Consider the following 24,803-nt stretch of genomic DNA (forward strand, 5'->3'; position numbering starts at 1 on the left):
AACTACAGTCCCTTGGTCTTGATGATGATCGTGCTGCCTTCGGGGGCCTGACTGCCGCCCGCCACCGACTGGCTCTCGACCTTGTCGCCGAGGAACGGGAAGTTCTTCTCGACCTTGACCTCGAAGCCTGCCGCCTCGAGCTTGCTCGTGGCCTCATCGGCCTTCTTGCCGACCACATCGGGCACGTCGATCATCCGCGGGCCCTTGGAGACCGTCAGAGTGATCGTGTCGCCGCGGGCCAGCTGAGTGCCCTCGGCCGCGGACTGCTCGGCGACGGAGCCCGCCTCCTCCGGGGAGTTGATCTGTCCGGAGGCGACCTTGACCTTGAACCCGGCAGCTTCGAGCTCGCTGGTGGCGTCCTGCAGCGAATCGCCCCGCACGCCGGGGACATCGATCGGAGCGCCCTTGCTGACGACGAGGGCGACCGCGGAATCGGGGCTGCGCCCGGTCCCGGCCTCCGGGTCCGTGCTGATCACCGCCCCCTGCGCGATCTCCTCGCTGAACGTCTTCGTCACCACTCCCGGCGCGAGGCCGAGTTTTTTCAGTTCGCGCTCGGCCTTGGCGAGCGGCTTGCCCTTGAGCTCGGGGACCTTGACGATCTCCGGGCCGCGCGAGACGACGATCGTCACCGAGCCATTGCCTCGGATGCGCGCGTTGGTCGCGGGGTCGCTGTTGATGACCGTGCCGCGCTTGACCGTCTCGCTGAACTCGAAGCGGACCTTCTTCACGTCCAGACCGGCGGCGTTCAGCTCCTGCCTGGCGTCCTTCTCGGTCTTGCCGATCAGGGCAGGGACACGGGTGAACTGCCCGGAGTTGATGTACCAGACGCCGGAGCCCACGCCGAGGACCAGGAACAGCGCGACCACCAGCGCGAGGATGCCGCGGCTGGGGATGGCGCGCCGACCGGACTGCTCCGGGGGGCGCGGCGGTGCCGGGGGCATCGCCAGCCGGGATGTGCGGTTGACCTCAGGCTCCTCGCGCGGCAGCACACGCGGGATCACGCTCGTACGGTACTCGGAGGCGGGGACCTCGTCCGTGCGCCGCTCCCCGGACCGGTCCTGTGCCTGCTCCTCGGTGCGCGCCTGGGGCGGCACCAGGTCCAACTGCTCGTCACCGAGCTCCGCACGGGCCTCGCGGACGTGCGCGAGCAGCGCAACCGCGTCGTCCGGCCGGACCTCGGGGTTACGGGCGGTGGCCCTCGCCACCAGCTCGTCGAGCTCGACGGCAAGCCCGGGGACGAGTGCGGAGGGCGCCGGAACGTCCTCGTTCAGATGCTGGAAGAGGACCTGGCCCGGGGTGTCGCCGGTGTGCGGCTTGGCGCCGGTGAGCATCTCGTAGAGGACGACCCCGCAGGCGTACACATCGGCGCGGGTGTCGGCTGTGCCGTACTCGATCTGCTCGGGAGCGAGATAGGAGACCGTGCCGAGCACCGTGCCGGTGGTGCTGGTGACGGAGCCCACGGCCCGTACCAGACCGAAGTCGGCGACCTTGACCCGGCCGTCGTCACCTATCAGCACATTCTCCGGCTTCATGTCCCGGTGCACGAAGCCTGCCCGGTGCGCGGCGCCGAGCGCGGCCAGCACGGGCTCCATGATGTCGAGCGCGGCCCGCGGCCGGAGCGCCCCGCGCTCGCGCAGTACGTCGCGCAGCGTGCAGCCCGCGACGTACTCCATCGCCAGATAGACGTACGCGCCCTCGGCGCCCTGGTCGAAAACCCCCACCACATTGGGGTGGGCGAGGTGCGCCACGGACTTGGCCTCGCGGATGAAGCGCTCCACGAAGGAGGCGTCGGTGGCGAGGGCGGGATGCATCACCTTGAGCGCGAGCACCCGGTCCAGCCGGGTGTCGACGGCCCGGTAGACCGTGGCCATCCCGCCGACGGCGATGCGAGCGTCGACGCGGTAGCGGCCGTCGAGCACATGCCCGACGAGGGGGTCCTTGAGGGTCGTATCCACGCGGCAGAGTCTACGAGCCACCGCGGACAGCCCCGACGCCCCGGGGCGGGACCGGGGCCGTACTGCAGCCGAGCTGTGACAGCGCCGGGCCTTCCCGGGACTCGCTCCGGACCGCGTTCCCCGGCCGAGGACGCAGCCCGTCCGGTGACGGAGAACACGCCCGGAGCGTCCGGCGGACACTCAGCCTTCCGGCGATTGACGACACATGCCCGAAGGGCGTCCAGGGGGCCGGGGCGCAGCCCCTGTCACGGGCAGAGTGGGGTGGGCGAAACGCCCAGCGCAGGTCAGAACGCCGGGCGCTCCGGGTCGAGGGCCGCGCGGCCCTCGTGCGGGGAGGACGCCTCAGCGAAGTGGCGGCGCGGGATGCGGCCCGCCCGGCGCGCGAGGCGTCCCGCCTCGACCGCGTGGCGCATCGCCTGAGCCATGAGGACCGGCTCCTGCGCCCGGGTCACCGCCGAGGCCAGCATCACCGCCGCGCAGCCGAGCTCCATCGCCAGCGCCGCGTCGGAGGCCGTGCCCGCGCCCGCGTCCAGGATCACCGGCACGCGCGCGTGCTCGACGATCAGCTGGAAGTTGTGCGGATTACGGATGCCGAGGCCGGAGCCGATCGGCGAGCCCAGCGGCATGATCGCCGCGCAGCCCACATCCTCCAGCTTCCGGGCCAGGACCGGGTCGTCGTTCGTGTACGGCAGGACCGTGAAACCGTCGTCGACCAGGGTCTCGGCCGCGTCCAGCAGCTCGATCGGGTCGGGCAGCAGTGTGCGCTCGTCCGCGACGACCTCGAGCTTGATCCACTGTGTGCCGAGCGCCTCCCGCGCGAGCCGTGCCGTCAGCACGGCCTCGCCCGCCGTGAAGCAGCCCGCCGTATTGGGCAGCACACGGATGTTCAGCTTCTCCAGGACGGACAGCACAGAGCCCTGGACGGTCGGGTCGAGACGGCGCATCGCGACGGTGGTCAGCTCCGTGCCGCTCGCGACGAGGGAGCGTTCGAGTACGTCGAGGCTGGGCGCCCCGCCCGTTCCCATGATCAGCCGGGAGTCGAAGGCGGTGCCGCCGATGGTGAGACGGTCGTCGGCCATGGCTGATCAGCCTCCCTGTACTGCGGTGAGGACTTCGACGCGGTCGCCGTCGCCGAGCCGCGTGCCGGTCCACCGGCTGCGCGGGACGACCGTCTCGTTGACGGCCGCGGCGACTCCCGACCGGGCGGCGGTGAGGGCCGTGACCAGGGCATCCAGCGTGGTGCCGGTGGCCAGCTCGCGCGCCTCGCCGTTGACGGAGACGGTGATGGTGAGCGACACGGGGACGTTCATACGGGCTGCTCCTGCGGTACGGGGGAGAAGCGGCGAGGAGTGAAGGGGCGGGCCTCGTCCGGCAGCTCCCCGGTGACCAGCACCGTGGCCATCACATCGCCGGTGACGGGGGTGAGCAGCACCCCGTTGCGGTGGTGGCCGGTGGCCAGATGCAGGCCCGGCAGGGCCGTCGGTCCGAGCAGCGGCGCGTTGTCGGGAGAGCCGGGGCGCAGCCCGGCGCGGGTCTCGGTGAGCGGCAGCTCGGTGATGCCGGGCACCAGCTCGTGAGCGTCGCGCAGCAGCTCGTACACCCCGCCCGCCGTCACCGTGGTGTCCCAGCCGAGCTCCTCGCTGGTCGCGCCGATGACCAGCTCGCCGTTCTCGCGAGGCACCAGATAGACGTCGCTGCCGCGCACCACGGCCCGCACGGTCCGGGAGAGGAACGGCGCGTACGCGCGGGGCACGGTCAGCCGCAGTACCTGGCCCTTCACCGGCCGGACCGGCGGCAGCACATCCGCCGGCACGCCGCCGAGCCTGCCGCTCAGACTGCCGCACGCCAGCACCACCTGGTCCGCGGTGAGCTCGCTGCCGTCCGTCAGTACGACTCCGGCCGCCCGGTCCCGTACCACCGACAGCCGCTCCGCCCAGCCGCGGTGGAAGACCACCCCGGCCCGCTCGCAGGCCGACACCAGCGCTGCGGCCAGCCGCCGCGGATCGACCTGGTGGTCGCCGTCCACCCGCAGGCCCCCGCGCACGCCGGGTGCGAGCATCGGCTCGAGTCGGCGGCATTCGCGCCCCGCCAGCCACTCCGACTCCAGGCCGGACTGACGCTGCAGGGCGTGCAGTTCACGCAGATGCGCGCGATCGTCGGCGTCGAGCGCGACGGCGAGCGTGCCACAGGCGCGATAGCCGACGGACTGTCCGCTCGCCTCCTCCAGCTCGGCGACGAAGGAGGGATAGCGCCGTGCGGATTCCAGATTGAGGGCGAGCAGCGTCTGCTCGCCGTAGTGCAGTTCGGTGACGGCGGCGAGCATGCCCGCCGCGACCTGCGCGGCGCCGCCGCCGGGCTCCGGATCCGCGACCGTGACCCGCAGCCCGCGCTGCGCCGCACGCCAGGCCGTGACCAGGCCGATGATTCCGCCCCCGACAACGAGGACGTCTGAGGTACGCGACATGGGCGTCCAGCCCCTCCCTTCGCCGGCATGACCCGGATCAGGTTCGTACGGTCGGAGGCCGTCCAGCCTCCCTCTCAGCCCGGTGCGTCCGGACTCCCGCGAGTGCCTTACGGTGGCCACCCTAACCCCAGGCCCCAACTCGCAGTAAGGGAGCAGCCACTGTGGCAGGGTCGCTCGACAATCTCGTGCTCTCACCGGTCGCGGACCAGGCTCCGGGCCAGGTGGGGACCCGGACCCGGTTCACGTACCACGAGGAGAACGGCCGGATCTGGGCCGAGTACGAGGGCGGCGATGTGCTCCGCGGTCATCTTGTGGGCACCAGGGAGGGCGACCGGCTCGACTTCCGTTATGTGCAGCTGAAGGCGGACGGCGGAACGTCCTCGGGGCACTGCGTCTCCACCGTGGTCGAGCTCGAGGACGGGCGGCTGCGGCTCGAGGAGAGCTGGAAATGGGAGTCCCAGGAGGGCAGCGGGACGAGCGTCGTCGAACAACTGCCTTCCTGATGATCCGTCAGGTGCGTAAGGTTGTCGGGTGAGCGAGCAGCAGACAGTACAGAGGCAGCGGCGCGTGGTCGTCGTCGGCGCGGGAATGGCCGGTGTACAGACCGCGGTGGCACTGCGCGAGCAGGGTTTCACCGGTCCGGTCACCCTGATCGGTGCCGAACCTCATCAGCCGTACGACAGGCCCCCGCTCTCCAAGGCGATCCTGCTCGGCAAGGCGGAGGGCTCGGCCTTCGACATCGACTTCGAGGCGCTCGGCATCGAGCTGCGGCTGGGCTGCGAGGTGACCGGCGTACGGGCCGGGGCCCATGAGCTGGACACAGAGGCAGGTCCGGTCCCGTACGACGTCCTGGTCATCGCCAGTGGTGCGGAACCGGTCAGCCTGCCGGGCGCCGTGGGCGTTCCCGGCGTTCATCTGCTGCGCACCCTCGACGACGCCGCGCGGCTGCGCCCCGTCCTCACGGAGCAGCACGACATCGTGGTCGTCGGCGCGGGCTGGATCGGCGCGGAGTTCGCGACGGCCGCCCGCGAGGCCGGCTGCGCGGTCACCGTTGTCGAGGCCGCCGAGCGTCCGCTGGCCGGAGCCCTGCCCGCCGAGGTCGCCGGCCCGATGGCCGACTGGTACGCGGAGTACGGGGTCGAACTCCTCACCCACGCGCGCGTGGCGGACATCGAGCCCGGCTCGGTGATTCTGGCCGACGGCCGGCAGCTTCCGGCGGGCGCCGTGGTCGTGGGCATCGGCGCCCGGCCCGCCACCGCCTGGCTCGCCGGATCCGGCATCGCACTGGGCCCGGACGGCGCAATCGCCGCGGACGCGTATCTGCGCACCTCGCTGCCCGATGTGTACGCCGTCGGGGACTGCGCCTCCTTCCCGTCCGGCCGCTACGGCGGGCGGCTGCTCGTGCACCACTGGGACAACGCCCTGCAGGGGCCGCGCACGGTCGCCGCCAATGTCATCGGCGCCGCGCCGGGACAGGAGCCACCGGAGGTCTACGATCCGGTGCCGTACTTCTGGTCCGAGCAGTTCGGCCGCTTTGTGCAGTACGCGGGCCATCACGAGGCCGCCGACACGATGGTGTGGCGCGGCGATCCCGCGGGCGCGGCCTGGTCGGTGCTCTGGCTGCGGGACGGCGCTCTGGTCGCGCTGCTCGCCGTAGGCAGGGCTCGGGATCTGGCGCAAGGACGCAAGCTCATCCTGTCCGGAAACCGGCTGGATCCGGCGCGCGCAGCAGATCCCTCCGTCCCTCTGAAGGCGGCGGCGGACTAGGGTCCGGCTACCGACTGTCAGTCCGGGATGGCACGCTTGTCCTGTGACCGAGATTGACGCAAAGATCGATGCTCTCGTCCCCGCCTGGCTCCACCTTCCTGACATCGCGGAAATGCTCGATGTCGAGGTGACGCGCGTCCGGCAGCTGGTCAAGGAAGGCCAGCTGATCGCCGTACGCCGTGGTGAGAACCGGGCGCTTCAGGTGCCTGCCGCCTTTATCGACGGCGACAAGGTGGTCAAGGGTCTCGCAGGGACCCTGACGCTCCTGAGGGACGACGGCTTCACCGACGAAGAGATGCTGGAATGGCTCTTCACCTCCGACCCGAGCCTGCCCGGCACGCCGGCGCAGGCGCTCAGTGAGAATCGCGGCACGGAGGTGAAGCGCCGGGCCCAGGCGCTCGCCGTCTGACGTCCTGACGACAACAACACGCGGTGTGCGGGCCGGGGGCTGTGCCGCCCTGCCCGTACGCCGCCGACCCATCGGGGGGAACCTCCATGTCCACGGCCCGTGCGCAGCTGAACGACGCCCGGCTCTATCTGTGCACGGACGCCCGGAAGGAGCAGGGCGACCTCGCGGAGTTCCTCGACGCCGTGCTCGCCTCAGGGGTCGACATCGTGCAGCTGCGGGACAAGGGCATGGAAGCGGGTGAGGAACTGGATCACCTCCAGATCTTCGCCGACGCCTGCCGCAGGCACGGCAAGCTGCTCGCCGTGAACGACCGGGCCGATGTGGCGCACGCCATCGGATCCGACGTGCTGCATCTGGGACAGGGTGATCTGCCGGTTCCGGCCGCCCGCGCGATCGTCGGTGGTGAGGTGCTCATAGGCCGCTCGACGCACGCCGAGGCCGAGGTGGACGCGGCCGCCGCCGAGCCCGGCGTGGACTACTTCTGCACGGGCCCCTGCTGGCCCACCCCGACCAAGCCCGGCCGGTATGCCCCGGGACTGGGTCTTGTGCGGTACGCGGCCGCGCTGGAGACCGACCGGCCATGGTTCGCGATCGGCGGGATAGACGCCGGAAATCTGGACGAGGTGCTGGACGCGGGCGCGCGCAGGATCGTCGTCGTACGGGCCATCACCGAGGCCGGCGATCCGGCCGCGGCGACGGCGGCGCTGGCGAAGCGCGTGCGGGAGCGTGCGGGGGAGCGGACCGGCCAAGTGTCCGAGGGGTGGACAGTGCGTGGACAGTAGGCCGACAAAACCGGCATATTTCCGTGATCCGGTTGGGTGACCGGCGAGGCGTGGTTAACCTGCGGGTATGGCCCTCGGTACAGCTTCGACCAGGACGGATCGCGCACGAACGGTGCGCGAGCTGCTCGCGACCGGCAAAACGTCGTACTCTTTCGAGTTCTGGGCGCCCAAGACCGAGAAGGGCGAGCGGAACCTCTGGAACGCGTTGCGCAGGGTCGAAGCGGTGGCCCCCAACTTCGTCTCGGTGACCTACGGCGCCGGCGGCTCGACACGCGCCGGCACGGTCAAGGCCACCCAGCAGATCGCCGCCGACACCACGCTCACCCCGGTCGCGCACCTCACCGCGGTGAACCACTCCGTGGCCGAGCTGCGCAACATGATCGGGCAATACGCTGATGCGGGGATCCGCAACATCCTCGCCGTCCGTGGCGACCCGCCCGGCGACCCCATGGGCGAGTGGGTCAAGCACCCCGACGGCGTGCGGTACGCCGCCGAGCTCGTACAGCTGATCAAGGAGTCCGGGGACTTCTGCGTCGGCGTCGCGGCCTTCCCCGAGATGCACCCGCGCTCGGAGGACTGGGAGACCGACATCCAGCACTTCGTCGACAAGTGCCGGGCCGGCGCCGACTACGCGATCACACAGATGTTCTTCCAGCCCGAGGACTATCTGCGGTTGCGTGACCGGGTCGAGGCCGCGGGCTGCGCGACCCCGATCATCCCGGAGATCATGCCGGTCACCAGCGTCAGGCAGCTCGAACGGTTCGCGCAGCTCAGCAATGCCGCGTTCCCGCCCGAGCTCAAAGAGAGGATCCTCTCCGTCAAGGACGATCCCGCCGCTGTACGCTCCATTGGCATCGAGTTCGCGACGGAGTTCTGCGCCGGGTTGCTCTCCGAGGGCGTCCCCGGTCTGCATTTCATTACACTCAACAACTCCACGGCGACGCTCGAGATCTACGAGAATCTCGGACTGCACGAGCAGTCGTGATCGGCCGAACCCGCTCCGACCCGGAGCGGCGGCCGCAGGAGAGGGGCGGGCATGGGCTGGACGGTCCTCTATATCGCGTTCGGCGTTGTCGCGCTGTGGCTGCTCGGTGAGGTGCTGCTGCAGTACAAGGCGCGGCTGCGCTGGCGGCTGCTCGCCTTCGCCGGCTTCCTGTGCGTGGTCCTCGGCGTACTGATGCCCTCCGTCGTGGTGATCGCGCTCGGCGCGATCACCTTCGCCGTCGGCCAGACGTACGTCACGCTCTCCTTCCGCAAGGGCTTCTCCACCGGCTGGGCGCTCGGCGGCAGCCCGGGAGCGAGCCGTCGGCGCAGGTCCGGCGGCAAGCAGGACCCGGCTGCCTCGCGCGAGCCGACGCTGGAGGTCTCCGACCTCGCGTACGAGCCCGTTCCCGCGGCATCCGAGCCCGAGGCGGTCTACGAGCCGCAGCCGCTGCCGGACGACACCGGCCAGTACGGCGTGTACAGCGAGGCCGCGTATGCCGCGGAGCAGCAGGACGAGAGCCAGAACTACACCACGTACGGCACGGGTTACGACACCTACTCCGGCTACGGTCAGCAGCCGGCGGGCCAGGACATATACGCCGGGCAGTACGACTACGGGACGGGGCAGCAGGAGGAGTACGCCGCGTACTCCGACCCCTACGTCGGCGGTCAGCAGTACAACGCGTACCAGCCCTACACCAGTTACGACAGTTACGGCGGCCAGCAGCAGTACGCCGACCCGTACGCCCAGCAGCCGTACAGCGAGACGCCGCCCGGCGGGGTGTGGGTCCCGCAGCAGCGTGACGGCGAGCAGCAGGCGCCGCCGATGCCGCAGGAACAGCCTTCTCCCTACGGCTACGACCCCGGGTACAACGAGCAGCAGTACCGCTACTGAGGCACCGGCGGTGGCTCACCGAGAGCCGCGGAAGTCCTTGCCCTCCACGATCAGTCCGGCCACCAGCGCCCCCGACATTCCGGCATGCGCCAGTCCGCCGCCCGGGTGCGACCGGCCGCCCACCAGATACAGACCGGGCAGCCGGGTGCTGTTCGCGGGGTGCAGATAGCGTCCGCCGTCCCCGGCGAGCGCGGGCGCGGGCAACGCACCCGTCTCTGCGGGCGTACGGATCTCGTGCCACAACAGGCGCTCGCGTATCTCCCGCACGGCCGCGCCCGCGGCGTCGATCAGCAACCCGGCGTACCGCTCGCGCAGCTCCGCGTCCGTCCAGTCGACCTGGCCGCCGTGTGCCGCGACGGTCGCCGAGAGGGTCACCGCCTCGTGCGCGTCGTCCGGGCGGGTACGCGGATCGTCCGGTCGCAGCACGGTGACGGTGGGCCGTTCGGCCGTCCGGCCGCCGAAGACGGCCAGAGCCTCCGCGCCGGTGTCGGGTGAGTGGACCACGCTCCGGTGGACGGCGGACGCGGGCCGTGCCCCGCGCAGCGCCAGCAGCACGGTGAACCTGCCGGGCAACTGTGAACCGCCGGCGTTCCCTTGGGGCCGTACGTCTTTGTCCTGCCAGAGCTCATGTGCCACCAGACCGCCGGCCTCGACGCCTGCCACCACATGGTCGGCCCCGGCGACCGCCCCGCCGACGAGCTCGACTCCCGCCGCCCGCCCGTCCTTCTCGACGATGCGGGCCACCTCGGTCCCGAAGACGAACTCCACCTTCCGGGCCAGACACCGCTCGTACACCGCGCGGGCCAGCTCCCGCATCCCGCCCTCGACGTACCAACTGCCGAAGGTCTGTTCCATGTAGGGCAGCAGGGCGGCACCCGCCGGGGCATGCCGGGGATCCAGGCCGTACGCCAGGGCGTACCCCTCGAGGAGCGCGGCCAGCCGCGGGTCGGCCAGCTCCCAGGCGCCGACCTCGGTGACCGTGGACGCCTGCCGGGTGCGCAGCAACTTGCGCTGCCGCGGCGCCGGATAGGGATCGCGTGCGAGCACCTGCCAGTCGGTCCGCAGGGGCTCCTCGAGCAGGGGGCGCCGGGAACGGTCCCAGGCGTCCCGGGCCCGGCCCAGGAACGCGCCCCACCGTTCGCCCGCTCCCGCGCCCAGCGCGGCTTCGAGCGCGGAGACGACTCCGGCCCGCGAGACGTTCGGCAGGGACACCTCGGTGCCGTCGGCGAAGAGATGCCGGCCCGCCGGGTCCACCTGGACGAGCCCGACGCATCGCTCCAGCGGTTCCTTGCCGGTCTTGATGAACAAGTCCCGCCAGACGGCGGGCAGATGCAGCAGACCGGGTCCGGTGTCGAAGACGAAGCCCCCGCGCTCGAACCGGCCCACCGCGCCGCCGTAGGTCGCCGAGCGCTCGTACACCGTCACCCGGTGGCCTGCCACGGCCAGCCGGGCGGCAGCCGCCATGGCGCCCATCCCGGCGCCGATCACCGCAATCCGTGCCATGTCCGCGACTTTATCGGCCACCACTGACAGCTCCGTCGCGGTGGCTCTTCCGAGCGGTCCGGTCCGGTCACCAGGGCGCTCTGGACGCTTCCGCGCCCGCCGGCCGTCTCTCCTCGCGGCGCTGTGCTCTGCGCCGCAGGAAACGGCGGATCTTCGTGGCGAGGAAGGCCAGTATCACGATGCCCAGCAGGAGCAGCGTCCCGGCGACGAGCGCGGCCGCCAGCGGATGGAAGATCGCGAAGGTGATGATCCCGGCGACGCCCAGATCCTCCGCCATGCTCACCGCGACATTGCTGAACGGCTCGGGCGAGGTGTTGACCGCCATCCGGGTGCCGGCCTTGACCAGGTGGCTCATCAATGCGGTCGAGCCGCCGATGGCGCCCGCCGCGAGCTCCGGCAGCGAGCCGCTCTCCCCGGCCAGCAGCGCGGCCACGACCGCGCCCGCCACCGGCCGGATCACGGTGTGCGCGGTGTCCCATACGGAGTCGACGTACGGGATTTTGTCCGCCACCGCCTCGCAGAGGAACAGCACGCCCGCAATGATCAGGACATCGGTGCGCTGCAGTGACGCGGGCACCTCGTCGGTGAGCCCGGTCGCGCCGAAGACGCCGAACAGTAGGACCACCGCATAGGCGTTGATCCCGCTGGCCCAGCCGCTGGTGAAGACGAGAGGGAGTACGGACACGGACGCGATCGTAACCAGACCCCGGCGCGCGCGGGTGGGGATGAGCACGGATGGCTGAGTATCCGTACCTAGTGGGCGAGATGAGTACGCGCGCGGATGGGGTCCTACCTGCGTAGAAGGAAGAGTGGTGACCACGGAAGGGGCGCAGCGCCGGCACCGCCGACACGGGGCGGCGGAACGGCGCGGCTCCCCGGACGGAACGGGGGGTGCACGACGGAGAACCCAGTGACCACGGGGGAAACGGGGGTAACGGGTTCTTCGGCACGACGGGGGCCAACGGGGGGCCAACGGGGGGACACGGGGGAAACGCCGGTCGGGCGAGGCTCGGGGGGATCGAGCCTCGCCCGACCGGCACTTTTCTGTTCCTGTCCGTCTCCGTGCGGCCGCGTCCGCCCCGACTGTCTTCGTGCGACGTCTTCGTCCGGGCCGCCCTTGAGGAAGGCCTAACGGCCACTCACACGGCCGTGCAGCAACCGCGACAGCGCCGAGTGCACATCCTCGAGCGACCGTTCCGGCTGGAACGCCTGCCAGTCCAGCGCTGCCACCAGCACCATCCCGACCAACGCCGCGGCCGTCAGCGGCACATCGATCTCCTCGCTCAGCTCGCCGCTCTCGACTGCTTCCCGCAGGACCGTCTCGACCACGGCCACCGCCTCCTGCCGTACGACGAGAAGCGTCGACTGCCAGGCCCGGTTGGTGCGCCACAGCTCGGCGACGTACAGCTGGGTGAAGGCCGGATAACGGTCGATGAAGCCCAGACCGGCCTTGATCATCGCGTCCAGCGCCTCGACCTTGGTGCCGCCGCGCTCCGCCGTCTCGTCGGCGGCGGACTGCAGCGAGGCTGTCAGCAACCCGACGCCGTACCGCAGCAGCTCCTCGAAGAGCTCGGTCTTGCTCTTGAAGTTGTAGTAGACCGTGCCCTTGGCGACCCCGGCGCGTTCGGCGATCTCGTCCACCGTGGTGGCGGAGAAGCCCTGCTCGGCTATGAGCGTCACCGCGGCCTCGTAGAGCTTTGCCCGGGTCGCCCGGCGTCTGGTGCTGGTGCTGCTGTCCATGGCGTCGATTCTCACAGGTCCGCCCGCTCCTACAGACTCAGCTCGGGGTGCAGACGGTCCATGGTCCACACCTGCTTGCGCCGTGCCGACACGGCAGTCAGCGCGATCGCGCCCGCGGTGAAGGCGGCCAGTACCGCGCACGCCAGCCATACCGGGCCGAGGCCGCCGCCCGTGATGAGCGTGCGCAGCGCCCCGACGACGTAACTCATCGGGAGGAAGGGATGGATCGCATTGAAGAACGCCGGACTGGTCTGTACGGGGTAGGTGCCGCCGGCCGAGGTCAGCTGGAGCATCAGCAGCGCCAGTACGAGGATCCGGCCCGCTGCTCCGAAGCGGGCGTTCAGCCACTGGATGATCGCGGCGAAGCAGCAGGTCACCAGCGCCAGGAAGCCGATCGCGCCGGCCGCGTACGCCATCTGCAGGCCGAGGCCCCAGTGCAGTACCGACATCAGCGCACCGACCTGCACCAGGCCGATCGCGGCGACGGGCAGCCAGCCGGCCAGCGCGATCCGCCAGGCGGAGGTGCCCGTGGAGAGGGCCCGCCGGTTGAGCGGCTGGATGATCATGTACGCCACCATCGAGCCCACCCACAGGGAGAGCGGGATGAAGTACGGGGCGAAGCCGGTGCCGTAGTTGGGTGCCTTGTGCAGGGACTGTCCGGCCAGCTTCACGGGGTCGGCCATCACCTCGGTACGGCGGTCGCGGTCCTTCTTGCCGTAGTCGGGGATCTTGTCCACGCCGCTGTTCAGTCCGCCGGCCAGCTCGGTCGAACCGTCGGCGAGCTTGAAGAGCCCGCCGTCCAGTTTGCCCGCGCCCTTCTTGAGCCTGCCGACGCCGGTGTCGAGGTCACTGGAGCCCGTCTTGGCGCTGCTCAGCCCGGTGTGCAGCTTGTCCGCTCCCTGAGCGACCTTCTTCGCACCCGAGTTCAGCTCGTTGATCTGGCCGACGGCCGACTCCAGATCCTCGTCGAGACGCGGTGAGCGCTTGGCGAGGTCTGTCGCCTTCTTCTGCAGATCGGCGAGGTGGCCGTCCAGCTTCTTCAGATCGCCCTTGTTGTCCTTCACCAGCACGTTGACGTCGTCGGCGACCTTGGCGACATCGGCCGCCGTGGTCTTGGCGCGCTTCAGTGCGGGGCAGACGGTCGGGTCGGGCAGCAGCGCGTCCTCACAGTGCGTCTTGTAGATCGCGCTCAGCTCGTCCGCCGACTTGTGGGCGAGGACGGCCGATCCGGGAGCCGTCTTCACGAGGATGTCGAGGTTGTGGCGGACCGCCTGGGAGGAGTCGGCGACCAGCCGGGCCGTGTCACCGATCGTCCTGCCGTTGTCCTTGAGGTACGGACGTACGTCGGCGGCTATCCCGTTGACCTTGCCGGCGAGCATCCGGGTGCCTTCCCAGACCTGCTTGGATCCGGTCTCGAGATCGCTCGCGCCCTTGTTGAGCTTGGAGAGGCCGCCGACGAGCTTGCCGCTGCCGTCCTTGGCGTCCTTCAGCCCGTCCGCGAGGTCCTTGGAGCCCTTCTTCGCCTTGCCGACCCCGTCCTTGAGCTGGTCGGCGCCCTTCGCGGCCTTCTCCGTGGCGTCATGGATGTCGGAGAAGGAGATGAAGATGCGGTCGAGGAAGGAGCGGGAGGCGTTGGTCGAGGCGGCGGTGCGGACTTCGGAGAAGACCGTCCGCGAGATCTGCCCGACGATGTAGTTGTTGGCGTCGTTCGTGCGTACCTGAAGGGCGCCGGTCTCGGGAGAGTCGCCGGAGCTGGACGCGATGCGCTTGCTGAAGTCCTTCGGCATGGTCAGCGAGAGGTAGTACGCGCCGTCCTCGACGCCCTTGCGGGCATCGGCGGCGCTGACCTCGTGCCATTCGAAGACCTTGCTCTCCAGCAGGCCTTTGGTGATCTCGTCGCCGGCCGCGACCTTCTTGCCTGCGGCGGTGGCGCCCTTGTCGTCGTTGACGAGCGCGACGGGTATCCGGTCGAGCTGACCGTAGGGATCCCAGAAGGACCACAGGTACAGGGCGCCGTACAGCAGCGGCAGCAGCAGGACTGCGACGAGCGCGGCGCGCGGCAGCTTCCCCCTGCCGAACCGCTTCAGCTCAAGCGCGGCCAGTTTCGGCGAGCGCATCGGCCGTCCCCTCCTCGGTGGTGTTCTCGATCATGGCTTCGGGCTTCGGCCGGACCGTGTCGTCGGGCTTCGGTCCGGTCGGGTCTTCGGGCGTCGGCCGGGCCGTGGCTCCCGGCGCCTGCCCGGTCGGGTCTTCGCTCCTCGGAGCGGTGTCCGCGACCGTGCGGATCGCTGTCGTGCCCTCGGGGGCCTGGCTGCAGACGGCGAGCACGGTCGTACCGCCGTCGGCGACGGAGCGCAGCAGCTTCCAGGCCTCGGCCCGGTCGTTGTCGGAAAGTTTGAGATCGGTGTCGTCGACGGCGAGCAGCCGCGGACGGCCGACCAGCGCGAGGGCGACGGACAGGCGCAGCGACTCAAGGCGCTCCAGGTCGCGTACGGCCGTGCGCTCCTCCTTGGCCAGAGTGGCCAGGTCCAGCCCCGCCGCCTCCAGTGCCTCGGTGACACGGCTCCGGGCCGCGGCGACCCGCTCGGCGCGGGGCCGCAGCAGGGTGCGCAGCGAGCCGTCGAAGCGGCGCTGCAGCAGAGCGCGTTCGCGCAGATGCTCGGCGACGGTCAGCGCCGGGTCGAGCTCGCTGACGCCCACTACCGGGCCGAGCGCGCTGATCCGGCGTACGGCGGCCATCTTCCGCGGCAGCTGCAGGCCGCCGACCTCGCCGCGGCCCTCGGTGGGACGCATCCGGCCGGTGAGCGCGAGCAGCAGACAGGTACGGCCGGAGCCGGACGGGCCTTCGATCGCGATGAGTGAGCCGGGTTCCGCCTCGATGCTCACCGAGCGGAACGCCCAGCCGCGCGGGCCCTTGAGCCCGAAGCCCTCGGCCGTGACGGCTGCCCCGTGACTGCCGTCGGGGCTGACAGGGCTGTCCATGTTCCCCCCCAAGTTTTTAAACTGACTGGTCAGTGCAAAAACTACCCCAGCCGTGTACCGAAGCAAAACCCGGCTGGTCAGACGTCGTTCGAATCCGGGCGAGGCTCGATGTCGGCCACCATCCCGGCGAGCCGTGTGCAGACCCGTGCGAGCTCCTCATGGGTCTTGTTCCGCTCGGTGATGACCGCCGCGAGCAGCAGGGCCGTCAGCGCCGTGGTGCCGTTGAAGGCCTGCAGCGTGACCATGCTGTCGAACAGGTCCTGACCGGCGAACGGGCCGGTCTCCGCGGCCGCGGCGAGGATCGCCAGCGTCGACACCCCCAGCGCGCACGGCGCGGCACCGGCCAGCTGGAAGCGGAAGGCGGCCCAGATCAGGAACGGGAAGACCACGAAGAGCAGGGACGAATTGGTGGTGTGTGTCGCCAGCATCGTCGCGAAGAGCGTGCCCAGCGCCAGCGCCACCGCCTCGATCCAGCGCACGAGCCCGACGTGGCGCGGCCACCGGGCCCTGCGGAGGGCGAGCAGGAACGGGGTGACGACAAGGACCCCCATCGCGTCGCCGGTCCACCACACCGACCACGTCGGCCAGAAGGCGCTCGCCTTCAGCGCCCCGGCCAGCACCAGCACACCGCTGCCCACGGTCGAGCTGATCAGCATCCCGGCCAGCGCGCCGAGGAAAACGAGTGCCAGTACGTCCCGCAGCCGGTCCAGTTGCTCGCGGAACTCCGCACGGCGCAGCATCAGGTACGCGCAGACAGGGGCCAGGGTGTTGCCGGCGACGATGCCCAGCACGGCGAGGGGCGAAGGACCGATGGACGCATTGGCCAGGAAGGCGCCGAGCGCGATGCCCGGCCAGATCCGCAGACCGAGGACGAGCAGACCGGCCAGGGCCACTCCCGTCGGCGGCCACAGGGGCGTGACCTGACCGCGCACCAGCTGCTGAAGAAGCCCGAGCCGGGCGGACCCGTAGTAGACGGCGGCGACAGCGAGGATCTTCAGAGCATCAGACCCGTAGCGACCGATCTCCGCATTGCGCACCACAGCAGTCTGCGCCCCTGGTGGGCCCGCGGCGACTCAGGTGGCGCCGAGCGGTCACCGGGACTCCGGCGGGCCGTCGTAGCGCACGACGAGAACGGCGGCATCGTCACGGTGGCCGGTCCGATCCGCCACCTTGACGACGGCGGAGGCCAGTACGTCGGGGTCGGCGTCGAATCCCGCGCGCACAAGCTGATGCACCTCGGCCAGACCGGCCTCCATCGGGTAGTGCGGTCCTTCCACGACCCCGTCGGTGAGCAGGACGAGGACACCTGCCTCCAGCAGTCGCCGGTGGGTCACCGGATAGCGCTCGCCCGCCACGACGCCGAGGGGCGGGCCGCCGCGGTCCAGGGCGATGCCGGAGCGGCCGCCGGCGGTGGCCCAGACCATCGGGACATGACCGGCCCGGGACACGGTGAGATCGCGGCTGAGCGGGTCGAAACGCAGGAAGCAGCAGGTCGCGAAGAGGCCGAAGCTCATCGAGATCAGCAGGTCGTTGGCGCGGCTCAGTACCTCGCTCGGATCGCTCGTCGCCTCGGCGAGGGCCCGCAGGCTGGTGCGGACCTGTCCCATGAACGCGACGGCCTCCACATCGTGGCCCTGCACATCGCCGATCGAGAGCCCGAGCGACCCGTCCATCATCAGAAAGGCGTCGTACCAGTCGCCGCCCACGTCCAGCCCGTCCCGTGAGGGCGCGTACTGGGCCGCGATATGCACACCGAGCAGCTCCGGCAATTCGGGCGGGAGCATATGGCGCTGCAGGGCCATGGCCAGCTCTACCCGGGCCTGCTGGAGCTTGATCCGCTCCAGGGCCTGGTCGACGAGTCGCCCGAGGGTGATCAGGAGTTGCGCATTGTCGGGCGGGTCGTTGCGATGTCCGCGCATTGAGCGCTCCGGTGTCCCACATCCTGCTGATTTCACTCTAGCCGTCGTCCCCCGCACGCCACCTCCAGAGGGGAAGTGGGAGGTCAGAGCGATTGTCAGTGGCGCCCCTCACGATGGACACATACGGCCACAGCGCCGTCACACGACGACAGGAGGTTCGTCATGGCCAGCTCCTACGCAGCAGCCACACACCGGCGCCGCGCCACCGGCCCTGCCCCCTCACCGACCGGACCGTCGAACGACGTGCACCCCGTCCTGCGGCGGGCCTCGGCACCGCCCGCCGCCCTCGACCTGCTCGCCCAGGCCCGTACGGGCCTCGACGAGGCCGCCACTCTCGAAACGCCGAACGAGCGTTACGCCACCGCCCATCTGGCAGCCCTGCGCACCGCCGCCGCGGTCCTCGCCGCCCGCGGCCGCCCGGAGACCAGCGAGCGCCGCAGGCAGCGGATCCGCAGCGCCTGGGAAGTCCTGCCCGAGATAGCGCCGGAACTGTCCGAGTGGAGTGTTCTGTTCGCCTCCGGCGCCCGGCGCAGGGCGCGCGCCGAGGCCGGGATCCACGGCGCGGCGAGCAACCGCGACGCCGACGACCTGTTGCGCGACGCGGCCATGTTCCTGCGCCTGGTCGAGCGGATGCTCGTGCTGCAGCCGGTGCTGCCCCAGCCCAGGACGGAGCGACCGGAGGCGGGTGACGCCGTGGGGTGATCTGGAGGGCCGGGGCGCCCGGCGGAGGCAATAGGGTGGACTGCGTCTTCAACGTGTTCACCGCTCCACCGTGTTCGTCCGTCCGCCCCCTCACGCCCCGCATGCCCGGGGCGGCACCGTCCGAGGAGTCAACTGCCGTGTCGGACCCGATGCGACCCCGCGCCTCTCTCCGTACCGCCGTGGTCTGGGAGGTCCTCAAGGAGGCCCTTGACCGCCGGGTCAAGGCGGTCGGGACGGAGGCTCTGGACGTCCTCGACACCGGCGGCGGCAGCGGCAACTTCGCCGTGCCCGCGGCCAAGCTGGGGCACCGCGTCACCGTCGTCGACCCCAGCCCCAACGCGCTCTTCGCGCTGGAGCGCCGGGCTGCCGAGGCCGACGTGGCCGACCGCGTCCGCGGCGTCCAGGGCGACATCCACGGCCTCTTCGAGGTCGTCGAGCGCGGTGGCTACGACGCGGTGCTCTGCCACGGAGTCCTGGAGTACGTGGACGACCCCGCCGAGGGCGTACGGAACGCCGTGGACGCACTCCGGCCCAACGGCGCGCTCAGCCTGCTCGCCGCCGGGCTCGGCGGGGCTGTCCTGGCCAGGGCGCTGGCCGGGCACTTCACCGAGGCCCGCAACGCGCTCACCGACCCAGCGGGCCGGTGGGGCACCGGCGACCCGGTGCCCCGGCGCTTCACCGCCCAGCAGCTCACCGAACTCGTCAGCGCGGCGGGTGCCGAAGTCGGTGCCGTGCACGGCGTTCGGGTCTTCGCCGACCTGGTCCCGGGTGTCCTGGTGGACACCGAGCCCGGCGCTCTCGACGCGCTGCTCAAACTGGAGGCGGCGGCCGCCGAGCTGCCGGCCTTCCACTCGGTCGCGACCCAGCTCCACGTACTGGGCGAGAAGCGGGGCTGATCAGCGGCGCAGCCGCACATGGAGTACGCCACAGACCCCCCGATCGTGGCCTCCGCCCCGTATGATCGGTGGACACCATCCGGCATGACGGATCGGAGGTTGGGGAATTTACGCCTCGACACCGAGCCGGCATGGCGGCCCGGACTGGCGATTTGGCGTAGAGGGCGGGTTTCACGGGGGCGATTCCCTGCCTATCCTGAAAGGGCCGCATACCGGTCGCCCCCCGCGACCGACGACTAGGAGGACTCCGTGCCGCTCTCGGAGCACGAGCAGCGAATGCTCGAGCAGATGGAGCGAGCGCTGTACGCCGAAGATCCCAAGTTCGCTACAGCGCTTGAGGGAAGCGGGCTGCGTACGTACACCCGGCGACGGGTCTACCAGGCGGTCGCAGGCTTCCTGGTGGGTATCGCGCTCCTCATGGCCGGAATGGTCGCGCAGCAGATCTGGATCAGCGTGGTGGGGTTCCTCGTCATGCTCGGCTGTGCGGTTCTCGCGGTCACCGGCTGGCGCAGAGCGCCCAAACCGGGTGAGCAACAGACCCAGGGGGACACGGCGGCAACAGCTCGCCGTCAGCCCCGCCGGCGCAGGTCGATGATGAACCGGATCGAGCAGCGGTGGCAGCGTCGCCGCGACGAACAGGGCGGCCACTGAGCACCGCGGCTTTCTCGAAGTGACGTAGCAGAGCCGCGGTCCGGGTTCGTACCCGCGCTCCTACACAAAAGCTTGCTGTACGGGTGAGGGGCGACGCTCTTGAGCGTCGCCCCTCACCCGTACTCGTATCCGCCTGGTGTCAGCCTCGCTGCCGGGACGGGCGGCGCAGAAATGCCGTCCACCGGTCCAGGCGCCAACCGGGCACGCCCCACCGATCGGTGAGCGTCGCCCAGCGGGCCGAGAAGGCCCACATCACCCGAATGGCGGAACGGGGCGCGAGCAGTGCCCGCAGCCGCGTCCCCCGGCTCGCCGCGTCGCCCAGCCCGGCCCGGATCAGCTCGGCGTCATCGGCCAGCCCCGTACCGAGCCGGGGCTCAGGGGCGTACAGCACCTGCTCCACCGCTCCGGCCACCCGGTGCACCGCGTCCGCCGCTTCGTCCTCCAGCCCTCCCAGCCGGACGATGCGCGCGGCCGCCTTTCGCTGTGTCTGTGAGTCGTCGGGCGTGATGCCGTGGTCCCAGGCCGTATCGGTGATCTCCTGCCAGGCCGCCAGCGTCCGGGCCGCGGCGTCCGCCGGCGTGCGCCCACCGGAGCCGAGCCGTCGCGCACGCACTCTCGTCCGCCAGAGCAGCGGCAGCAGCGGCAGCACCACCACCGCCAGCACGGCAAGAGCCACGCCCAGCACGGTCCCCAGCGAAGTCCCGGGGTCGGCGGGCGGCTGGATGTCCTGCGGCGCGGCCGCGCCGCACTCGCCGATCCGCTTCGCCTGCGCCGGGCAGTTGTCCTGGGCGGAGGGCGCTGCGGAGGGCGTCGGCGAGCTGCTGGTCCCGGGCTGCGCCGGGTTGGACGGCTGACCGGACGGCGACTGCGCCCGCGTGTACTCGGGCGCGGAGCCCCGGGTCGGGGTCGGCTCGAACCGCGTCCATCCCACACCCTCGAAGTACAGCTCGGGCCAGGCATGCGCCGCCTGGAGACCCACCGACATGGTGCCGTCCGACCGCGGTGCGCCCGGGGTGAAGCCCACCGCGACCCGCGCCGGTATCCCCAGCGTTCTGGCCATCGCGGCCATCGAGAAGGAGAAGTGGACGCAGAAGCCTTCCTTCTGCCTCAGGAAGCGGGTGATCGCGGTGACACCCGTACCCGACTGGACCTGGGTGTCGTAGCTGAAGCCACCGTTCACGGCGAACCAGTCCTGCAGCTTGACGGCCCGCTCGTAGTCGTTCGTGGCGCCCTTCGTCACCCTGCGCGCCGTGTTCCTGACCTCGTCGGGCAGCGCATCGGGCACCTTGGTGTACTCGCGCAGCAGCGCGGCCGGTGGCGCGGGCGCCTTGGCCAGCTGGTCCGGCGTCGGCTTCACCAGCAGGCTGGTGACCGAGTACTGCGCTCCACGGGTGTTCTGACCGCGGTCGCCGACCAGGGTCCGGCCGGTGGGCTCGTACCGCCAGCGGCCGTTGATCTGCACCTTCGTCGCCGGGTACGGGAGCGGCAGCCAGCTCTGCTTGTACGAGCCGGCCGCCGAAATGTTCGTCTTGATCTCGGTGGCGCCGACCGACGGACTCAGCCCGTCCGGCCGGGGCAGCTCGTCCGGTACGTCCTTGACCTTGCGCTCGGAGGACTTCCAGGCCGTGCCGTCGAACTGGTCCAGCGCGACGATCCGCAGATACAGGTCCTGGGTGTTCGTCGCGTTGGTGCGGTACCGGATGACCTCGCGGTCCTCGGGCTGATTGAGGCTGTCCTGCAGCGAGACCAGCGGGTTCACCGCGGAGATGGTGCCGCCGCCCGTGCCCTGTCCGTCCCCGCTGCCCGCACTGCCCAGCAGCCCGCCGTCCAGCGCCGGCAGCGCCGCCGGGACCACGAGTGCCACGCCCAGCGCGAGCGCGCCGATACGTCGGCCGGTACGGACCGGTGCCAGCGGATGACCGCCCGCCGAGTCGAATCCGACCGCGGTACGCGCCTGTGCCGACGCGGCTCCGCCGAAGACCCGGCCCCACTGGGAGAGCCGGTCCCGGCCCTCGGCCAGCAGAAGCACCAGATATCCGGAGGCCGCGAGCAGGAACCAGAGCCAGCTCACGTCGCCGCCGGAGAGCCCCGCGGCCACCGAGTAGAGCGCCAGCAGCGGCAGCCCGGCCGGGGCCGAGCTGCGGAACGTCACCGCGAGGGCATCCACCGCGAGGCCGATCACCAGCACGCCGCCGATCACCATCAGCCTGATGCCGTCGGTCGCCGGCGCCGGGATCGCGTACCGCCCGACATCCTCGGCGCCCGCGTTCAGCAATTGGCCGAACTGCTCGATCGCCTCGGGCCCCGGCAGCAGCCCAAGGATCGCCTGGCCCCGGGCGAAAACCACGGTGAGCAGCAGCAGCGTGACGAGCGCCTGCACCGCAACGGTCAGCGGCCTGGCCAGCGGAACCCGTCGGGCGAGCGCGCCCACCCCGCTCTGGATCGCCAGCAGGAGCGCCGCCTGCAGCATCCAGGAAGCCGGTTCGACCAGCGGCAGCATCGCGCCCGCCGCCATCAGCGTGGCGGCGAAGGCGCAGAGTGCCAGCCTTCCGCGACCGCTCATGACCAACCCCCAGAGAAACCGTTCGTACTGCCGCCGGGAGACTCGACGCGCTGCCGGCCGGCCTGCTGCCACAGATCGGACAGCGGTGTCCCGGGCGGCACCGCGAGCGCCGTCCAGCCCGCCTCGGACAGCTGCCTCAGCCGCTCGTCGACCGCCCCTGCGACCGCGCCGCTCGTCACCCAGGTCCCGCTGTCCAGGACGAAGGCGACAGCCGCGCCGCTGCGCTGACGCATCCTGGCCGCGACGGCAGCCTGTTCCTCGTCCAGATCGCCGAAGAAGGCGATCAGAAGTCCTTCGTTCCCGCCGCGCAGGACGTCGTACGAGGGCGAGAGCCCCCCGCCGTCGGAGTGGTCGACAACCGCGAGGGTGTCCATCATCAGCCCCGCGGAGTCCGCGGACTCCTGGGTCGATCCGGCGAAGCCGTCGCCGCCCTCACCCGGCACCGAGTTCCCCGTGTCCGTCAACAGCCGGACAGCGAAACCCCGTTCCAGCATGTGCACCAGTGCGGAGGCCGCGCCCGAGACCGCCCACTCGAAGGCGGAGTCGGGACCGGCGCCCTGGTAGGCGACCCGCCGGGTGTCGAGCAGCACCGTGCATCTGGCGCGTTGCGGCTGCTCCTCGCGGCGCACCATCAGCTCGCCGTAGCGCGCGGTGGAGCGCCAGTGCACCCGGCGAAGATCGTCGCCGTAGCGGTAGGTGCGCGGGATGATGTCGTCGTCGCCCGCCAGCGCCAGCGAGCGCTGCCGCCCGTCGCCGTACCCAGAGGCCTCGCCCGCCAGCTTCACCGGAGGCAGCGCCTCGGTGCGCGGAATGACGGTCAGGGTGTCGTACGCGCTGAAGGAGCGGGTCAGCTCGCACATCCCGAACGGGTCGCTCAGCCGCAGCTGGAGCGGCCCGAGCGGATAGCGCCCGCGCAGATCCGAGCGCACCCGGTACGACACCTCGCGCCGGCCGCCCGCCTCCACCTGGTCGAGAACGAACCTGGGCCGCGGCCCCAGCACGTACGGCACATGGTCCTGGAGCATCAGCAGGCCGGTGGGCAGCCGCGAGACATTGTCCATTCGCAGATGCACCCGCGCCTCGGACCCTGCGGGCACCCGCAGGGGCGAAAGACGCCGGCTGCCCGCGACCCGGTAGCGGGTGCGGTACAGCACGGCCACACAGACCAACGGCAGTACGCCGAGCAGCAGCCCGACCCGCAACAGATCGCCCTGCCCCAGGACATACGCGCACACCGCCGCGGCCACCCCGGCCGCGAGGAAGGAACGGCCGCGCGTGGTCAGCCCGCCCAGGGCCGCCCGCACCCCGCTGGTGTCCTTGCCTTCCGCGGCGGCGGGCGCCCCGGCCGACATCACAGCCGCCGGGCGCCGGGCTGCTGGCCGTAGAGCGGCGACTGAGCCGGCCGGCCCGGGACGTAGGCGCTCTCCGAGCCCCCGGCGGTGGGCACGGGGATGCGCTGCATGATCTCCAGCACGACCTGCTCGGCCGTACGACGGTTCAACTGCGCCTGCGCGGTGGGCAGCAGCCGGTGCGCGAGCACCTGCACCGCCAGCGACTGGACGTCGTCCGGCAGGGCGTAGTCACGGCCGCTGAGCGCGGCGGTGGCCTTTGCGGCGCGCAGCAGATGCAGCGTGGCGCGCGGCGACGCTCCGAGTCTGAGATCCGGGTGGTTACGGGTGGCCGCCACCAGCTCCACGGCGTACCGCCGCACGGAATCGGCGACATGGACCGTACGCACCGCGTCGATGAGCTTCACGATGTCGTGGGCGTGCGCCACCGGCTGCAGATCGTCCAGCGGCGAGACGCCGCCGTGCACATCGAGCATCTGCAGCTCGGCGTCCGCGCTGGGATAGCCGATCGACACCCGCGCCATGAAGCGGTCGCGCTGCGCCTCCGGCAGCGGGTACGTGCCCTCCATCTCCACCGGGTTCTGGGTGGCCACCACCATGAAGGGGCTGGGCAGTTCGTATGTGTGCCCGTCGATGGTGACCTGACGCTCCTCCATCGACTCCAGCAGCGCCGACTGGGTCTTCGGCGACGCGCGGTTGATCTCGTCGCCGATCACGATCTGGGCGAAGATCGCGCCCGGCTTGAACTCGAAGTCACGCCGCTGCTGGTCGAAGATCGACACACCGGTGATGTCCGACGGCAGCAGATCCGGTGTGAACTGGATGCGCCGCACCGAACAGTCGATGGATCTCGCCAGCGCCTTGGCCAGCATTGTCTTGCCCACGCCGGGTACATCTTCGATGAGCAGATGCCCCTCGGCGAGCAGCACGGTCAGCGAAAGCCGTACGACCTCAGGCTTGCCCTCGATCACACCCTCCACCGACCTGCGGACACGCTCCGCTGTGGTGGTCAGATCTGTGAGGCTCGCTCGATCGTCATAGGTCGTCACCCGGCCCTCCTCGGCCCGTTCTGCGGGCCGGTTGCTCTTCGGACGGCCCGGCCCACCCCAAAACACGGACACCTTCTCCGGATGGTTCCGGAAGGGTGCCACACACGCATTCTTGTTGCCGCTACCGCGTCGTGTCACTCGCCTGTGGATAAGAGGGTGGGATATGCCGAGTTTGGTGTGTTTTCTCAGGTGT

The 24,803-nt window shown here is 70.9% G+C and carries 23 protein-coding genes and 1 riboswitch; of the genes, 9 read left to right on the forward strand and 14 right to left on the reverse strand.

Going from position 1 to position 24,803, the window contains the following annotated elements; translation table 11 throughout:
- Positions 1-2: 2 nt before the first annotated feature.
- From pknB to thiO, 4 genes are all read right to left on the reverse strand, one after another.
- Positions 3-1,955 carry a Stk1 family PASTA domain-containing Ser/Thr kinase gene (gene pknB / locus ACWDZ6_RS20740; protein ID WP_451504020.1) on the reverse strand — a complete coding sequence of 651 codons (1,953 nt, stop codon included), beginning with the start codon at positions 1,953-1,955 and terminating at the stop codon, positions 3-5.
- Positions 1,956-2,239: 284 nt separating this feature from the next.
- Complete coding sequence (locus ACWDZ6_RS20745; RefSeq protein ID WP_366735342.1) at positions 2,240-3,034, reverse strand: thiazole synthase; 795 nt, start codon at positions 3,032-3,034, stop codon at positions 2,240-2,242.
- Between the two features lie 6 nt (positions 3,035-3,040).
- Complete coding sequence (thiS, locus tag ACWDZ6_RS20750) at positions 3,041-3,265, reverse strand: sulfur carrier protein ThiS (protein ID WP_351454515.1); 225 nt, start codon at positions 3,263-3,265, stop codon at positions 3,041-3,043.
- Positions 3,262-4,419 carry a glycine oxidase ThiO gene (gene thiO, locus ACWDZ6_RS20755; RefSeq protein WP_451504021.1) on the reverse strand — a complete coding sequence of 386 codons (1,158 nt, stop codon included), beginning with the start codon at positions 4,417-4,419 and terminating at the stop codon, positions 3,262-3,264. Before thiO ends, thiS begins: the two co-directional genes overlap by 4 nt.
- Positions 4,417-4,529, reverse strand: a riboswitch (TPP riboswitch). (Overlaps the previous gene by 3 nt.)
- A gap of 51 nt (positions 4,530-4,580) precedes the next feature.
- On the opposite strand from thiO, the gene ACWDZ6_RS20760 reads away from it, so the two are divergent.
- From ACWDZ6_RS20760 to ACWDZ6_RS20785, 6 genes are all read left to right on the forward strand, one after another.
- Positions 4,581-4,922, forward strand: coding sequence for a hypothetical protein (locus tag ACWDZ6_RS20760; protein WP_389177616.1), 342 nt, complete (start codon positions 4,581-4,583; stop codon positions 4,920-4,922).
- 28 nt (positions 4,923-4,950) lie between these two features.
- Positions 4,951-6,186, forward strand: coding sequence for an NAD(P)/FAD-dependent oxidoreductase (locus ACWDZ6_RS20765; protein WP_451504022.1), 1,236 nt, complete (start codon positions 4,951-4,953; stop codon positions 6,184-6,186).
- Between the two features lie 43 nt (positions 6,187-6,229).
- Positions 6,230-6,595: an Rv2175c family DNA-binding protein gene (locus ACWDZ6_RS20770; RefSeq protein ID WP_326649369.1), complete on the forward strand. Its 366-nt coding sequence runs from the start codon at positions 6,230-6,232 to the stop codon at positions 6,593-6,595.
- A gap of 86 nt (positions 6,596-6,681) precedes the next feature.
- Entirely contained in the window at positions 6,682-7,377 is a 696-nt protein-coding gene (gene thiE, locus ACWDZ6_RS20775; protein WP_451504023.1) for a thiamine phosphate synthase, read from the forward strand.
- A gap of 67 nt (positions 7,378-7,444) precedes the next feature.
- Positions 7,445-8,362 carry a methylenetetrahydrofolate reductase [NAD(P)H] gene (gene metF, locus ACWDZ6_RS20780; protein ID WP_451504024.1) on the forward strand — a complete coding sequence of 306 codons (918 nt, stop codon included), beginning with the start codon at positions 7,445-7,447 and terminating at the stop codon, positions 8,360-8,362.
- 51 nt (positions 8,363-8,413) lie between these two features.
- Positions 8,414-9,256 (forward strand): hypothetical protein, encoded by an 843-nt coding sequence (locus ACWDZ6_RS20785; protein ID WP_366735348.1) that lies wholly within the window; start codon positions 8,414-8,416, stop codon positions 9,254-9,256.
- 15 nt (positions 9,257-9,271) lie between these two features.
- Here ACWDZ6_RS20785 and ACWDZ6_RS20790 read toward each other — a convergent pair whose 3' ends face one another.
- The 7 genes from ACWDZ6_RS20790 to ACWDZ6_RS20820 form a co-directional block, all read right to left on the reverse strand.
- On the reverse strand, positions 9,272-10,759 hold the full coding sequence (locus tag ACWDZ6_RS20790; RefSeq protein WP_451504025.1) for a phytoene desaturase family protein: 1,488 nt from the start codon (positions 10,757-10,759) through the stop codon (positions 9,272-9,274).
- 67 nt (positions 10,760-10,826) lie between these two features.
- A complete protein-coding gene (locus ACWDZ6_RS20795; RefSeq protein ID WP_451504026.1) occupies positions 10,827-11,444 on the reverse strand; it encodes a DUF4126 domain-containing protein in 618 nt (205 codons plus the stop codon).
- A gap of 443 nt (positions 11,445-11,887) precedes the next feature.
- Entirely contained in the window at positions 11,888-12,499 is a 612-nt protein-coding gene (locus tag ACWDZ6_RS20800; RefSeq protein ID WP_366735350.1) for a TetR/AcrR family transcriptional regulator, read from the reverse strand.
- A gap of 29 nt (positions 12,500-12,528) precedes the next feature.
- Positions 12,529-14,616: a YhgE/Pip family protein gene (locus tag ACWDZ6_RS20805; RefSeq protein ID WP_451504027.1), complete on the reverse strand. Its 2,088-nt coding sequence runs from the start codon at positions 14,614-14,616 to the stop codon at positions 12,529-12,531.
- Complete coding sequence (locus ACWDZ6_RS20810; protein ID WP_451504028.1) at positions 14,588-15,481, reverse strand: ATP-binding cassette domain-containing protein; 894 nt, start codon at positions 15,479-15,481, stop codon at positions 14,588-14,590. The genes ACWDZ6_RS20805 and ACWDZ6_RS20810 overlap by 29 nt, the downstream gene beginning before the upstream one ends.
- A gap of 77 nt (positions 15,482-15,558) precedes the next feature.
- Entirely contained in the window at positions 15,559-16,518 is a 960-nt protein-coding gene (locus tag ACWDZ6_RS20815; protein WP_451504029.1) for an MASE1 domain-containing protein, read from the reverse strand.
- 54 nt (positions 16,519-16,572) lie between these two features.
- Positions 16,573-17,400, reverse strand: coding sequence for a PP2C family protein-serine/threonine phosphatase (locus ACWDZ6_RS20820; protein ID WP_351454481.1), 828 nt, complete (start codon positions 17,398-17,400; stop codon positions 16,573-16,575).
- A gap of 162 nt (positions 17,401-17,562) precedes the next feature.
- Between ACWDZ6_RS20820 and ACWDZ6_RS20825 the strand changes: the two genes are divergently transcribed.
- The 3 genes from ACWDZ6_RS20825 to ACWDZ6_RS20835 all read left to right on the forward strand — a co-directional run bounded on the left by ACWDZ6_RS20825 (position 17,563) and on the right by ACWDZ6_RS20835 (position 19,649).
- Entirely contained in the window at positions 17,563-18,102 is a 540-nt protein-coding gene (locus ACWDZ6_RS20825; RefSeq protein ID WP_451504030.1) for an SAV_6107 family HEPN domain-containing protein, read from the forward strand.
- Positions 18,103-18,239: 137 nt separating this feature from the next.
- Entirely contained in the window at positions 18,240-18,998 is a 759-nt protein-coding gene (locus tag ACWDZ6_RS20830; RefSeq protein ID WP_326649356.1) for a class I SAM-dependent methyltransferase, read from the forward strand.
- 249 nt (positions 18,999-19,247) lie between these two features.
- Positions 19,248-19,649, forward strand: a complete 402-nt coding sequence (locus tag ACWDZ6_RS20835; RefSeq protein ID WP_451504031.1) for a DUF3040 domain-containing protein — start codon at positions 19,248-19,250, stop codon at positions 19,647-19,649.
- A 139-nt stretch (positions 19,650-19,788) separates the two neighbouring features.
- Here the strand turns inward: ACWDZ6_RS20835 and ACWDZ6_RS20840 are convergent, their stop codons facing one another.
- From ACWDZ6_RS20840 to ACWDZ6_RS20850, 3 genes are read right to left on the reverse strand one after another with little or no spacing between them, the layout of a single operon-like run.
- The gene (locus ACWDZ6_RS20840; RefSeq protein ID WP_451504032.1) at positions 19,789-22,212 is read right to left on the reverse strand and encodes a transglutaminase TgpA family protein; all 2,424 of its coding nucleotides are present in this window, start codon (positions 22,210-22,212) and stop codon (positions 19,789-19,791) included.
- Complete coding sequence (locus tag ACWDZ6_RS20845) at positions 22,209-23,564, reverse strand: DUF58 domain-containing protein (protein WP_451504033.1); 1,356 nt, start codon at positions 23,562-23,564, stop codon at positions 22,209-22,211. The genes ACWDZ6_RS20840 and ACWDZ6_RS20845 overlap by 4 nt, the downstream gene beginning before the upstream one ends.
- On the reverse strand, positions 23,564-24,610 hold the full coding sequence (locus ACWDZ6_RS20850) for an AAA family ATPase (protein WP_351454465.1): 1,047 nt from the start codon (positions 24,608-24,610) through the stop codon (positions 23,564-23,566). Before ACWDZ6_RS20850 ends, ACWDZ6_RS20845 begins: the two co-directional genes overlap by 1 nt.
- Positions 24,611-24,803 lie beyond the last annotated feature (193 nt).

It is taken from the genome of Streptomyces sp. NPDC002926, assembly GCF_053591755.1.

Coding starts and splice junctions, on each gene's coding strand:
- ACWDZ6_RS20745 (WP_366735342.1), bottom strand. CDS start 3,034: ATGGCCGACGACCGTCTCACCATCGGCGGCACCGCCTTCGACTCCCGG.
- thiS (WP_351454515.1), bottom strand. CDS start 3,265: ATGAACGTCCCCGTGTCGCTCACCATCACCGTCTCCGTCAACGGCGAG.
- thiO (WP_451504021.1), bottom strand. CDS start 4,419: ATGTCGCGTACCTCAGACGTCCTCGTTGTCGGGGGCGGAATCATCGGC.
- thiE (WP_451504023.1), top strand. CDS start 6,682: ATGTCCACGGCCCGTGCGCAGCTGAACGACGCCCGGCTCTATCTGTGC.
- metF (WP_451504024.1), top strand. CDS start 7,445: ATGGCCCTCGGTACAGCTTCGACCAGGACGGATCGCGCACGAACGGTG.
- ACWDZ6_RS20785 (WP_366735348.1), top strand. CDS start 8,414: ATGGGCTGGACGGTCCTCTATATCGCGTTCGGCGTTGTCGCGCTGTGG.
- ACWDZ6_RS20790 (WP_451504025.1), bottom strand. CDS start 10,759: ATGGCACGGATTGCGGTGATCGGCGCCGGGATGGGCGCCATGGCGGCT.
- ACWDZ6_RS20800 (WP_366735350.1), bottom strand. CDS start 12,499: ATGGACAGCAGCACCAGCACCAGACGCCGGGCGACCCGGGCAAAGCTC.
- ACWDZ6_RS20805 (WP_451504027.1), bottom strand. CDS start 14,616: ATGCGCTCGCCGAAACTGGCCGCGCTTGAGCTGAAGCGGTTCGGCAGG.
- ACWDZ6_RS20810 (WP_451504028.1), bottom strand. CDS start 15,481: ATGGACAGCCCTGTCAGCCCCGACGGCAGTCACGGGGCAGCCGTCACG.
- ACWDZ6_RS20820 (WP_351454481.1), bottom strand. CDS start 17,400: ATGCGCGGACATCGCAACGACCCGCCCGACAATGCGCAACTCCTGATC.
- ACWDZ6_RS20825 (WP_451504030.1), top strand. CDS start 17,563: ATGGCCAGCTCCTACGCAGCAGCCACACACCGGCGCCGCGCCACCGGC.
- ACWDZ6_RS20840 (WP_451504032.1), bottom strand. CDS start 22,212: ATGAGCGGTCGCGGAAGGCTGGCACTCTGCGCCTTCGCCGCCACGCTG.
- ACWDZ6_RS20845 (WP_451504033.1), bottom strand. CDS start 23,564: ATGTCGGCCGGGGCGCCCGCCGCCGCGGAAGGCAAGGACACCAGCGGG.